Annotated in this window: 10 protein-coding genes; 6 read left to right on the top strand and 4 right to left on the bottom strand. The window is 64.9% G+C overall.

Annotation, left to right across the window (positions count from 1 at the left end):
• Positions 1-62: 62 nt before the first annotated feature.
• From J2T21_RS17555 to J2T21_RS17545, 3 genes are all read right to left on the bottom strand, one after another.
• Positions 63-1,028: a hypothetical protein gene (locus J2T21_RS17555; protein WP_307583162.1), complete on the bottom strand. Its 966-nt coding sequence runs from the start codon at positions 1,026-1,028 to the stop codon at positions 63-65.
• Positions 1,029-1,244: 216 nt separating this feature from the next.
• On the bottom strand, positions 1,245-1,442 hold the full coding sequence (locus tag J2T21_RS17550; RefSeq protein WP_307583160.1) for a nickel-binding protein: 198 nt from the start codon (positions 1,440-1,442) through the stop codon (positions 1,245-1,247).
• Positions 1,443-1,612: 170 nt separating this feature from the next.
• On the bottom strand, positions 1,613-3,748 hold the full coding sequence (locus J2T21_RS17545; protein WP_307583158.1) for a RecQ family ATP-dependent DNA helicase: 2,136 nt from the start codon (positions 3,746-3,748) through the stop codon (positions 1,613-1,615).
• A gap of 121 nt (positions 3,749-3,869) precedes the next feature.
• On the opposite strand from J2T21_RS17545, the gene J2T21_RS17540 reads away from it, so the two are divergent.
• The 4 genes from J2T21_RS17540 to J2T21_RS17525 all read left to right on the top strand — a co-directional run bounded on the left by J2T21_RS17540 (position 3,870) and on the right by J2T21_RS17525 (position 7,876).
• Entirely contained in the window at positions 3,870-5,291 is a 1,422-nt protein-coding gene (locus J2T21_RS17540; RefSeq protein ID WP_307583156.1) for a phosphomannomutase/phosphoglucomutase, read from the top strand.
• Entirely contained in the window at positions 5,288-5,770 is a 483-nt protein-coding gene (locus tag J2T21_RS17535; protein ID WP_307583154.1) for a hypothetical protein, read from the top strand. The genes J2T21_RS17540 and J2T21_RS17535 overlap by 4 nt, the downstream gene beginning before the upstream one ends.
• 266 nt (positions 5,771-6,036) lie before the next feature.
• The gene (locus J2T21_RS17530; RefSeq protein WP_307583152.1) at positions 6,037-6,483 is read left to right on the top strand and encodes an RrF2 family transcriptional regulator; all 447 of its coding nucleotides are present in this window, start codon (positions 6,037-6,039) and stop codon (positions 6,481-6,483) included.
• A 211-nt stretch (positions 6,484-6,694) separates the two neighbouring features.
• The gene (locus J2T21_RS17525) at positions 6,695-7,876 is read left to right on the top strand and encodes a globin domain-containing protein (RefSeq protein WP_307583151.1); all 1,182 of its coding nucleotides are present in this window, start codon (positions 6,695-6,697) and stop codon (positions 7,874-7,876) included.
• 104 nt (positions 7,877-7,980) lie between these two features.
• Here the strand turns inward: J2T21_RS17525 and J2T21_RS17520 are convergent, their stop codons facing one another.
• Positions 7,981-9,030, bottom strand: coding sequence for an Lrp/AsnC family transcriptional regulator (locus J2T21_RS17520; RefSeq protein WP_307583149.1), 1,050 nt, complete (start codon positions 9,028-9,030; stop codon positions 7,981-7,983).
• Between the two features lie 69 nt (positions 9,031-9,099).
• Here J2T21_RS17520 and J2T21_RS17515 point away from each other — a divergent pair, with 69 nt between their 5' ends.
• Positions 9,100-10,368, top strand: coding sequence for a metal-dependent hydrolase family protein (locus tag J2T21_RS17515; protein ID WP_307583147.1), 1,269 nt, complete (start codon positions 9,100-9,102; stop codon positions 10,366-10,368).
• On the top strand, positions 10,365-11,936 hold the full coding sequence (locus J2T21_RS17510; protein ID WP_307583145.1) for an AbgT family transporter: 1,572 nt from the start codon (positions 10,365-10,367) through the stop codon (positions 11,934-11,936). Before J2T21_RS17515 ends, J2T21_RS17510 begins: the two co-directional genes overlap by 4 nt.
• The last annotated feature ends 28 nt before the right edge of the window (positions 11,937-11,964 follow it).

The raw sequence follows: 11,964 nt of genomic DNA, 5'->3' as shown, positions 1-11,964 counted from the left end.
CCCTTCGGAAAGCCAAGTGCACGCGGCCTCAAGCGGTCCCCTCGGGGATCCCGCAGCGGGAACTACTTGTCGCCGTCCCCAAATGCGTTGAGCAGGGTTCGCACCATTTCATCGGGCAGGCCCGTGTGGCGGACGACGATGGTGGTGGCCTCGTCCAGCTCACCCAGGCGCAAGTGGTCGAGCAGTTCCGACCGCTCGGGTTCCACCAGGTCGTTGATGCTGAATTTCACCGCTCCGTCCGGTCCCTGCCCCTCGAAGCTGAAGTCGGCAATGTTTGCGGTTGAGGCCTGGCCTCCGCCCAATGGGGACGCCGCAAGCATCTTCAGGATCTCGGCCTGTTCCAGGCCCGAATGCTTGGCAATGAGTCCCGCGGCCCCGGGCAGGTCATCGTCCCGAACCAGCGACAGGAACTGGTCGTACTCTGCCGGCGGCAGGTCCTCGCTGGCGAATTCCCTGGATTCCCCGTCCACCAGGTACGAGACCTTGAATTGCGTCGAGGTCCGTTCCGCTTCGCTTCCGAATTCCTCTGCCCATTCGCTGGGCACCACCCATGCGTCCTCAAGGTTCCGCTCATTCGCGGAAGTGGGAGCGGAGTCGTTGGGCAGGACGGGCTCGCTCGGGATGGTGGTCGCCGCGTTCGACTCCTGCTCCTGCGGGTTCTGGGGCTCCGCGGCCTTGGCCGCCTCGCGTTCGGCCTCGAGCTGCTGGGAAATGGTGGGTCCGAGGTCTGGTTCCTTGCGGACCTGCGGGAAACGCTCCAGGCTTCGCACAGCAATGATACTGGCCTTGTATCCTTCCCCGGTCATGGCCTTGTAGTTTTGCACCGCGGCCATGAAATCGCCCTGGGCCAGGGACTTGTAGACGGCTCGGTGTCCTTCCCCGGTCAGGTGCGCGGCGGCGGCCTGCGCCGATTCCGGGGTGATTGCAGCAGAAACCTCGGCCGAGTTCTTGATGCGCAGCTTCTTCAGCCCCATCCACGCAAGTCCGAGAATGAGCAGCGGGACGACGACCCAAAGCAGTATTTCCATATCTCTAGCCTACGGCCCGGCGAGACCCAGCGCTAAGTTGCAAGGACCAAAGATTGTCCTTGCCCGGACCCGCAGGCCATGTTCCATCGGCCGCTTCTCCCCAAATAGCAGACCGCTCGGAGGCGGGTGTCCGCCTCCAGATCTGTTGAATGGGCAATCGGGTCGCGTTGCCGCTTGATAGATAGCCAGTGGCAACGCGACCCGAGTCCCCCGAATTCACTTTTGCCGCTGGACCGGCTCGGCCGAGGGGCCTTCGGAGAGGCAGAAGATCTTCCCGCTGACCGGGTCGGCCCACGCCCTCTTGAACTCCACGCCTTCCTCGCCATGGAAGGCGAGATCGGCCCCGTGAGCGGCCTTGAGGTCCGCTGCGGACAAGCCCTGCATGTGGTTGTGGACGTCCATGTATTCAGCCATAGCAACACTTCCTTGGATTGTGGCAAACGCATTCATGACTCTGCGTTGGCCCCATTCTTAGGAGCAGCGCGAGCGCATAAACACCGCTGCCGGCCACGAATCCTACCGCGGACCGCCACCCTGCCGGCACGGACCGAAAACTTCGGAAACGTGCCGCCTGGCGAATGCGGCTAGCCGGCCACGCCCAGCACAAAGGGAAGCACCCCGGGGGCCCCGGCCTCACGCAGGATCCTGGCCGCCTCGGTCATCGACCACCGGCTGTCGGCCAGGTCGTCGAGGAGCAGGATCGGGCCCGGGGCGCCGGCCAACTTCTCGGCCATTTCGGCGGGAACCACGAATTGGTCCCAAACCGCGGCGAGCCTGAAGGCCGAGTTGCCGCCCGAGCCGCCGCGCGGCCCATGGTCCCGGTATTCCAGCTGCCCCAGGTACGGCAGCCGGCCGATGGTGGAAATGCCCTGGGCAAACGATCCGACCAGTTGCGGGCGGGACCGCGAGGGCATGGAGACCACCGCGACTGGCCTGGTCGACCATTTCCACTCGCTGAGCACCTTCACGCAGGCATCGAGCATGGCCTGGGGCACCGGTGCATCCGGCTCGTCCGTGCTTTCGAGCAGGGCACGCAACCGGCCGCCCCAGCCCAGGTCGGTCAGCCGGGCCAGGGCCCGTCCGTCCTCGGCCTGGAACTCGGGCTTGATCTTGCCCTTGAGCGGAACACCCAGTTTTTCCATGCCGCCGGGATACATCCGACGTGCCTCAACCAGGGCCCCAACCCTGCCCAGGGCAGTCTGCGCCGAGTCCTTGGCGGAGGCCTGGATGTCATCGCTGAACCAGACACCCGCGCAGTTGTCGCAGCGACCACACGGGGCAGCGGCCGGGTCATCCAGGGCCCGGGAGAGGAATTCCATGCGGCAGGTCTTCAGGTTTTCGTAGTCGAGCATCGCGTTCTGCTCGGCCACGCGGGCGGCAGCCACCCGGGTGTAGCGTTCGGCATCATAGAACCACGGGGCATTGGAACCGATCCACCCTCCGGAGACCCGCTCCACCGCGCCGTCCACGGCCAGCACCTTCAGCAGCAGCTCGAGCGGGGTGCGCTTGATGTTGACCCGGGCCTCGAGTGCGGGCACCGACAGCGGCCCGGACGTGGCGGCGAGTTCCTGCAGCACGGCGTTGGCCTTCTGCTGGTCCGGCATGGAACTGGTGGCGAAGTAACGCCAGATCTCTCGGTCCTCCGGGCCCGGAAGCAGCAGGACGTCGGCGTTGATGCTGCCACGACCTGCACGGCCCACCTGTTGGTAGTAGGCCACCGGTGAGCTGGGTGCCCCGACGTGGATGACAAACCCGAGGTCCGGCTTGTCAAAGCCCATGCCCAGCGCGCTGGTGGCCACCAGCGCCTTGACCTCGTTGTTCTTCAGCGCGGTTTCGGCGCGGTGGCGTTCCTCGGTGTCGGTGCGACCCGAGTACGCGAGCACCTTGTGCCCGGCCTCGGCCAGCAGCCGGGTGATGTCCTCGGCCGCGGAGACGGTCAGTGTGTAGATGATGCCCGAGCCGTGGAAGTCGTTCAGGTGGCTCAGCAGCCAGGCGAACTGCGAGCGCGGCGAGGCCAGGCGCAGCACGCCCAGGCGCAGGGACTCGCGGGCCAGCGAGCCGCGCAGCGTGAAGACCTCGGTGCCTCCCACGGCCAGTTGCTCCTGCACGTCGTGGACCACCCGTTCGTTGGCCGTGGCGGTGGTGGCCAGCACCGGGACATTGCCCGGCAACGCCTGGATGAGGTCCTTGATGCGGCGGTAGTCGGGACGGAAGTCATGGCCCCAGTCGGAGATGCAGTGCGCCTCGTCGATGACCAGCAGGCCCATCCGTGCCACCAGCGCCGGCAGCTGGGTGTCGCGGAAGACCGGGTTGTTCAGCCGCTCCGGGGACACCAGCAGCACGTCCAGCTCGTCGTTGTCGAGCTTCTGGGCAATCGACTGCCAGTCCAGGGCGTTGGCGGAGTTGATGGCCTCGGCCCGCACCCCTGCCCGGGAGGCGGCGGCGACCTGGTCGCGCATCAACGCCAGCAGCGGGGAGACGATCAACGTGGGACCGGCTCCGCGGGCCCGCAGCAGCAGCGAGGCCACGAAGTACACGGCGGATTTTCCCCAGCCGGTGCGCTGCACCACCAGTGCCCGGCGGCCGCCGGCCACCAGGGCCTCAATGGCCTCGAACTGGCCGTCGTGGAACTGCGCATCGTCCCGGCCGACCAGGGAACGCAGGATGGAGGTGGCAGCGGAGCGCAAGTCCGAATCAATGCTGGGTGTGTAGGCATCCATGGCCCCCAGTATTCCAGTGTCCACCGACACTTGCCCCCACCGGCGGCAAACGCCGCCCCTATGTCGCTACTCACCTTCATTGCGCCAATTTCCCGGCGGGACGGACCAACCGGATAAGCTCATGGGTGTGAGTGTGGAAATCGATCTTTCAGAGTCCTTCAAGGCCTACGACGTGCGCGGCATTGTCGGGGCCACCATTACCGCCGAGGCGGTCGAGGCCATTGGCGCCGCATTCGTCGACGTGTTGGGCCTGTCCGGACAGGACGTCCTGGTCGGCGGGGACATGCGCCCCTCCTCCCCCGAATTTTCCGCTGCCTTCGCGCGCGGTGCAGCCTACCGCGGCGCCAACCCCAAGATGCTCGGGTTGATCTCCACCGACGAGCTGTACTTCGCCGCCGGTTCGCTGGGCTGCGCCGGGGTGGTGTTCACTGCCAGCCACAACCCCGCCGCCTACAACGGCATCAAGATGGCCAAGGCCGGTGCCGTCCCGGTCTCCTCGGACACCGGGCTCTTCGACATCCGCGACCTGGCCCAGTCCTACCTCGACGAGGGCCTGCCGGTGTCCACCGAGGCCCCCGAGGGCACCGTCACCGAGGCCGACGTGCTGGCGGACTACGCCGCCTACCTGCGCGACCTGGTCGACCTCTCAAGCATCCGCCCGCTGAAGGTCGTGGTGGATGCGGCCAACGGCATGGGCGGGCTCACTACCCCCGCGGTGCTCGGCGACACCTTGTTGCCGGGGCTGCCGCTGGAAATCATCGAGATGTACTTCGAACTCGACGGCACCTTCCCCAACCACCCGGCCAACCCGCTGGAGCCGGAAAACCTGCGCGATTTGCAGGCGGCGGTCATCGAGCACGGCGCCGACATCGGGTTGGCCTTCGACGGGGACGCCGACCGCTGCTTCGTGATCGACGAAAAGGGCGAGCCGGTTTCCCCCTCGGCGATCACCGCCCTGGTCGCGGTGCGCGAGATCGCCCGGGCCCGGGCCGCGGGCGAGGACACCCCGGTGATCATCCACAACCTGATCACCTCCCGCGCCGTGCCCGAGGCCGTCACCGCCGCCGGCGGCCGCCCGGTGGTCACCCGCGTGGGGCACTCCTTCATCAAGGCCGTCATGGCCGATGAGGGCGCGGTCTTCGGCGGGGAGCACTCCGCCCACTACTACTTCCGCGACTTCTACAACGCGGACACCGGCATGCTCGCGGCGATGCACGTGCTGGCTGCGCTGGGCCACCAGGACACCCCGCTGAGCGAGTTCGCCGCCGAGTACGAGCCCTACGTTTCCTCCGGCGAGATCAACTCCGAGGTCCAGGACAAGGCCGGGGCCGTGGCCCGCGTGCTGGCGGAATTCACCGACGGTCCGGTCACCGTCACCCGCATGGACGGCACCACCGTGGCCGCCACCGACGGGTCGTACTGGTTCAACCTGCGCCCCTCGAACACCGAACCCTTCCTCCGCTACAACGGGGAAGCAATAGACACCGCGACCATGGAATCCATCCGCAACCAGGTCCTCTCAATCGTCAGGAGCAACGCATGAGCACCCCCGAAAACAAGATCGCCGAACTCGACGAGGCCGCCCAGGCCGAGCTGAACAAGGTCCTGGGCACCGCCCTGGGCGTGGCCCGCGAACAGCTGGAGGAACAGGGCGTCTTCCTGCCCTTCGCCATCGCCGTGGAACCGGCCACCGAGGATAACGCCGAGCCGGAATTGCGCCTGCTGGCCGTCCAGCCCACCGAGGACCTCGACGACCCGGAAGCCGACATCGACGCCGAGGTCATGATGGCCGATCTCGTCCAGCTGTTGCAGGACCAGCGCGAATCGTTCAACGCCGTGGCCTTCGTCTCGGATGTCACCTTGCTGGATGACGCCACGGACGCCGTGCATGTGCTGGCCGAGCACCGCAACGGCGGTTCGGTAGCCATCGTGCAGCCCTACACCGCACCGGATCCGGAAACCGGGATCTGGGAGTTCTCCGAGCCCAGTGCCGAGGGCGGCCAGATCCAGGTCTGGGCCTAACCCCGCCTGTTTGCTTTCCGGCCTGTGGCCCGGAACCGGTCCCCCGGTTCCGGGCCACAGGTCCATGAACGGCTGCCAGGTTTCCGCCCCGAGCGGGAGGTTGCCGGTATTCGGCCGCGCGGCGGGAGCGGGGCCGCCCGAAGCTGAAGGCGGAGCAGGATCACCGGGACCGGGACACACGATCGAAGCGGTTGCGGGAGCAATACCGGGTGGGCGCCGGCTGACGGAGGCATGGATCACGGCGCAGGTTTCCAACACCTGCGAGAATGGAACACGTGAAACTCAGCGCCTATGCAGACGTGTGCCTGCGCACCTTGATGTTTCTCGGCTCCCGTCGCGACCAGCAGGTCACCACCAAGGACATCGCCGAGCAGATCGGCGTGCCCTACAACCACGTGGCCAAGGCCGTCGTTGAGCTGCGCAACCGCGGTGCCCTGGATGTGGCGCGTGGGCGCTACGGCGGATCGCAGATCACCGGCCGCGGCCTGGAGCTGCGCGTGGGCACCTTGATGCGCGATCTCGATCTCCGCGAGGATGTTGTCGACTGCATCTCCGAGGCCGGTGTCCCCTGCCCGCTGCTTGCCGCGTGCAAGCTGCGCAGCGCCCTGCGCCGGGCCCGCGAGGCCTTCTACGCGGAGCTGGACCTGCTCAGTGTCGAGGATCTCACCTCCATTTCCACCAAGGCACCACTGCCTTTCCCCGCCATGCCCTGACCACCAGAGCCCCGATTTCCGGGCCCTGTAGCGGTGTCAGGGGCATTGCGCGGGCGCGCGGGCACGGGGGTTCAATGCCCCCGAAATGACACCCTTCTTCACGAAATTGACGGGCCGATTTGCATCAAACTTCTACGCCATGTAGAAATGAAGTATCAATCTTGCATGACAGATGCAAGATAAGAGCCACCCTTCGTCAAGGAGCCACAAGATGCTTTCCGACAAGTCCCGCCCGGTCATCGAAGCCACGCTGCCAATCATTGGCGAGCGGATCTCCCACATCACCCCGAAGTTCTACGACCGGATGTTCGCGGCCCGCCCGGAACTCCTTGACGGACTCTTCTCCCGCGCCAACCAGAAGAACGGTGCACAGCAGCAGGCCCTGGCCGGCTCCATCGCCGCCTTCGCCACCCACCTGGTCAACAACCCCGGCACCCTGCCCGAGGCGGTGCTCTCCCGCATCGCCCACAAGCACACCTCGCTGGGCATCGTCGAGGAACAGTACGCCATCGTCTACGAGCACCTCTTTGCCGCCATCGTCGACGACCTGGGCGAGGCCGTGACCCCCGAGGTCGCAGAGGCCTGGTCCGAGGTCTACTGGCTCATGGCCGACGCCTTGGTCAAGATCGAAAAGGGCCTCTACGCGCAGCAGGCCAACGACAAGATCTGGACCGACTGGAAGCTCGTGGCCAAGGAAGCTGCCGGGACCGGTTCGGTCACCTTCCGCTTCGTCCCGGCGGACGACACCCCGGTGACGGTGGCCAAGGCCGGCCAGTTCGTCTCGGTGCGGGTCCCGCTGCTGGACGGACTGCGCCAGTGCCGCCAGTACACCCTCAGCGATTCGGTCACCTCCACGACCGAGCGCGTGATCACCACCAAATTCGACGGCGGCGGCGAGGTCTCCCCGTTCATGCACCAGCACCTGAACGTCGGGGACGTCATCGAGCTTTCCAACCCCTACGGCGACCTGGTCATCGACACCACCGGCGCCCCGATCATCCTGGCCACCGCGGGCATCGGCTGCACCCCGAGCGCCTCCGCGCTGGCCACCCTGGCCGCGGCGGGCTCGGACCGCCAGGTCATGGTGCTGCACGCGGAGGCCAACGAGGATGCCTGGGCGCTCAAGGAGCAGATGCTCGAATCCGTCGATTCCCTGCCCAACGCCGAACTGAAGCTGTGGCTCGAGGACATCAATGCCAAGGCCGAAGGCACCGAAGCCACCGAGGGCTACATGTCCCTGGCCAACCTGGAACTTCCGGCCGATGCCCGCCTGTACCTGTGCGGCCCGCTGCCATTCATGCGCGCGGTCCGCTCGCAGGCCATCGAGGCCGGCATCCCGGCCACCAACATCCACTACGAGGTCTTCGGACCCGACCTGTGGCTCGCAGCCTAACGGCCCGGAATCCGCGGGTCCCGCGACGATAGGCATATCAGCGGAACCCGCTTGGGGGGCGAAGGCCGCCACCGATCACTCGGTGGCGGCCTTCGCGTTTCGTTTCAATACCCCACGGGAACCACGTCGCCAAAGACCCCGGACTCGGTGATCCTTGCACCGTTGTATTTGAATGTCCTTAGGACGATCCGCCGGTCATCGATGGTCAGACCGGGAACGGCACGCAGGATCTTGCGCTCGATGGCCAACGAATCGGCTGGGCTGTTAAGCCAGACCACCATGTGGATGTTGTGCGCGCCGGTGACAGCCATCATGATCCGGAGTTCCGGTATTTCAGCCCCGAGATCTCGGTCAATAAGAAGCATGGCCTCCGGCGACATGGTTCCCCAAAACACGGCACTGACATTGCGTCCCAGCCCGTGACGCACCAGATCGCAGCGTACATTGATAAAGTTCCCCGTTATCAGCCGGTTGACGCGTCGGGCCGCGGCCGTCGCGGAGATTCCGGCGCGATCGCCGATTTCCCTGAAGCCCATCCTCCCGTTGGTGCTCAAGGAACACGCCACCGCGCGGTCGGCTTCATCCATCACAACGTTGCGGTCTTCGCGAGCGGAACCGGCGCTGGAGGAAATGCTTCGAAGCGTGCGCACCGTAGCCGCCGGCAATGCACGAAAATGCCATTTGCTGGCTTCCACCAACTGGCCGGTCACCGTGCGCACCGAGTAGTGCAGCACTCCGTCCATGGACCCAATGGTGGTGATCAGGAAGTCCGCCAGTGAGCCCCCGGGAGCGGCAACCGTCACCAAGAGGTGAGCAGACCCTGCAATGAACTGGACGGTCATGGCCCGGTGGTCCATGAAAAGTTCGTTAGCGACCTGCGCGACCTGGCTGTTTCTGCATGTCAGCTCCACGAATGCCATTTCCAGTTGCGTGGCGCTGCCATGGCCCGGGGAGGTGGAGATGCGAGCCAGTCCGGCCTCCGCGATGCGGTCCCAGCGGCGTGAGAGTGTGGTTGCATGCACATCCAGGACCTTCGACAGCTCGCTCCAGCTGGCTCGCGGTGCCAGCTGCAGGGCGTTGACGAGTTCCAGGTCACTTTCGGAGATGCCATCAATTTTCTGCAAATTTTTCGCCATAGTATCTTTTTCCTGCATTCTGGAGAAAAGTCATGTCTATCTCCTTACGTTTAGTTGAAATTATGGCACAGCGCACATGGAGGAAAGTTGCAGCAGCTGCAAACGGTATTTGAACACGTCACCCTTATCGATGGCACGGGGACTGCCCCGGTGGAAATGCACACCGTAGTGGTGCGGGGCCGCGAAATCGAATGGGTTGGCCCGGACGCACATGCACCGATCTTCGATACCGATGCGATCCGCATTGACGGACGTGGACAGGTCCTTCTCCCAGGATTCATCGATTCCCACGTCCATTTGGCCATGTCCGCCGGCCTGTTCAGCGGCACCGAAATGCTGCACCTGCCTCCGCGCTTTGGTTACTACGCAGCGATTCCGCTGCTGCGCGCCACCCTTGACGCCGGGGTCACCACCGTCCGGGACTTGGGCGGCATAGACATGGCAACCGAGGTGGCCGTCGAGCGCGGACTCGTCGAGGGACCGGAAATCATCTTCGCTTACCGTGCGCTGGGCCCCACTGGCGGCCACGGCGATTTTCGCACCTGCTGCGGCTTCAACCAGGGCTCCGCGATTTCCCCGAACGGGGACATCGGATTCCTGACCGACGGGACGGATGAGGCCTTGCGCAACACCCGCGAGGTCATGCGCCTGGGCGGAAAGGTCATCAAGGTGATGGCCAGCGGCGGCGTGTGGTCCCCGCGCGACACCCCATGGCACGACGGCCTGAACATCGCCGAAATGCGCACGGTGGTCGACGAGGCCGGAAGCCACGGCGTGCCCGTTGCTGCCCATGCCCAGTCTGCTCGTTCCATTTCCAATGCCCTGGTTGCCGGTGTGCGAAGCATCGAGCACGGCTATGAGATCGATGAAAAGGCGATCGAGCTTATGCTCGACAAAGGCAGCTTCCTGGTGCCAACCCTCAGCACGGCAACGGTCCCAGCAGACCCGGCGACTGCCGCTTCCTACGCGGTTGAAAAGAAGCAGCGCCTACAGAAAAGCCTCTACGGCTGCGTTTCGAATGCCATATCCGCCGGAGTCAAGGTGGCCATGGGAACCGACGCAGGGATTTCCCCGCACGGCACCAACCTCACCGAGTTGGGCCTCCTTGTGGACTTCGGCATGTCGCCGATGGATGCCCTGGTCGCCGGAACCCTCAACGCGGCACGGCTGCTGCAGTTGGAGGACCGGGTCGGCTCTGTCGAGGTCGGGAAGGAAGCGGACTTGGTCCTGACAAGTATTGATCCCTTGACGTCCATCCATGCCTTAGCCAATGCCAAGAACATCGAGCTCGTCATGGCCAAGGGTCGCATCGTCAAGGACAGCCGCGTCGGCGTGCCGGCAGGGGCCGTGGCATGAGCACCCTGATGAGCAAGAAGCCACCAACCAAGCCCCGGGCCGGAAAGAAGAAGTTCGGCGCAGGGGCATTGGACCATATAGAACGCGTTGGCAACAAGCTGCCCGAACCCTTCGCGCTCTTCCTTTACCTTTTCCTGGCCATCGGGATCATTTCCACCGTGGTTTCCTGGTTCAATGTGAGCACCACGCTGCCGGGAGCCGAGACACCAACCTTGGTCAAGGGGCTTTTCACCGGCGAAGGCATCGTGTGGCTCATGACCACCGCCGTCCAGAACTTCATCGGGTTCCCGCCCTTGGGCGTTGTGGTCACCTTGTTGCTGGCGGTCGGGGTCGCCGAACGCACCGGGCTGTTGCTGGTCCTGGTCAAATCGACTTTGGGCCGCGCCCCGGGGTGGGCGTTGCCGTACGTCATGGCTTTGGTGGCGTTGTGCGCCCACATCATGTCCGATGCCTCGATCCTGGTAATCCCGCCCATAGCGGCCATGGTTTTCCGCGCCGCAGGGCGCAACCCCGTGGCCGGCCTGCTTGGGTCCTATGCCATCGGGCTGGCGGCATTCAGCTGCACCCCGTTCGTCACCTCCACGGATGCGTTGCTGGCAGGCATCTCCAATGCCGCAGCCGCCCCGGTCGCGGACATGGTGCTGCCGGTGACGGCAGTGTCGAACCTGCTGCTGAACATCGTCTTGGCCGGCGTGCTGACGATCGCCGGAGGCCTGGTCATCGACAAGGTGCTCGAGCCACGGCTGAACCGCGCCGGAGTGGGCGTGAATTCGATGGTCTCCGAGGACGCGAACACGGAAGTCACCGCCGCCGAGAAATCCGCACTGCGCTGGGCGGGGCTGGCACTGTTGGCCGTCGTCGGCCTGGTCTTGGCCTTGTCGATTCCAGGGGGCGCACCGCTGCGTAACGAGGCCGGCGAATTCCTGCCCAAGTCGCCGCTGCTGAGTTCGGTCATCTTCATCGTGTTCTGCGTATTGCTGGCACCCTCGATCGTCTATGGGGCGCGTCTTAGATTGATCACCAATATCCAGTCCGTCGTGGAAATGATGGGCCAGGCCGTAAAGGACGCGGTGTCCTTCATCATCGTGGCGTTCATCCTCGCCCAGTTCCTGGCGTTGTTCACATGGTCCGGTCTTGCCTCATGGGTTGCCTTCAACGGGGCCCAGATGCTGAAGGACATGAACTTCACCGGTTACGGCGCCATCATCGCATTCATCGTCGTCGTCTCGATCCTAAACCTCCTGATCAGCTCGGGGTCTTCCCTGTGGACGCTGATTGCCGCCGTGTTCATCCCAATGTTCGCCCTGATCGGCTACGAGGCCGGTTTCATCCAGGCGGCTTTCCGTGTCGGCGATTCCGCAACCCAGGTGTTGACTCCGTTGAATCCGTATCTGGTGGTTGTCCTTGGGTTCCTGCGTAGATACGAGCCGGAAGCAGGCATCGGGTCCATCATTGCCCGCCTTCTTCCGTTCACGCTGGTCTTCTGGGTGCTTTGGGTGCTGGTATTGACCGTGTTCTTCCTGACGGGGACCGGCACAGGCCCCGGCATGGACATCATGATCGGCTAGGGAACCCGTTTCCCGGGAGGCCGAGGGA

This window comes from Paeniglutamicibacter psychrophenolicus (genome assembly GCF_030812255.1).
GTDB lineage: Bacteria > Actinomycetota > Actinomycetes > Actinomycetales > Micrococcaceae > Paeniglutamicibacter > Paeniglutamicibacter psychrophenolicus_A.
Note: the sequence above shows the minus strand (reverse complement) of the source record. Positions and strands in the feature narration are given on the sequence as shown.

Excerpts from the sequence above, each read along its gene's own strand:
- J2T21_RS17545 (WP_307583158.1), bottom strand. The coding sequence starts at position 3,748 with ATGGATGCCTACACACCCAGCATTGATTCGGACTTGCGCTCCGCTGCC.
- J2T21_RS17520 (WP_307583149.1), bottom strand. The coding sequence starts at position 9,030 with ATGCAGGAAAAAGATACTATGGCGAAAAATTTGCAGAAAATTGATGGC.
- J2T21_RS17525 (WP_307583151.1), top strand. The coding sequence starts at position 6,695 with ATGCTTTCCGACAAGTCCCGCCCGGTCATCGAAGCCACGCTGCCAATC.
- J2T21_RS17550 (WP_307583160.1), bottom strand. The coding sequence starts at position 1,442 with ATGGCTGAATACATGGACGTCCACAACCACATGCAGGGCTTGTCCGCA.
- J2T21_RS17535 (WP_307583154.1), top strand. The coding sequence starts at position 5,288 with ATGAGCACCCCCGAAAACAAGATCGCCGAACTCGACGAGGCCGCCCAG.
- J2T21_RS17555 (WP_307583162.1), bottom strand. The coding sequence starts at position 1,028 with ATGGAAATACTGCTTTGGGTCGTCGTCCCGCTGCTCATTCTCGGACTT.
- J2T21_RS17540 (WP_307583156.1), top strand. The coding sequence starts at position 3,870 with ATGGGTGTGAGTGTGGAAATCGATCTTTCAGAGTCCTTCAAGGCCTAC.
- J2T21_RS17510 (WP_307583145.1), top strand. The coding sequence starts at position 10,365 with ATGAGCACCCTGATGAGCAAGAAGCCACCAACCAAGCCCCGGGCCGGA.
- J2T21_RS17530 (WP_307583152.1), top strand. The coding sequence starts at position 6,037 with ATGGAACACGTGAAACTCAGCGCCTATGCAGACGTGTGCCTGCGCACC.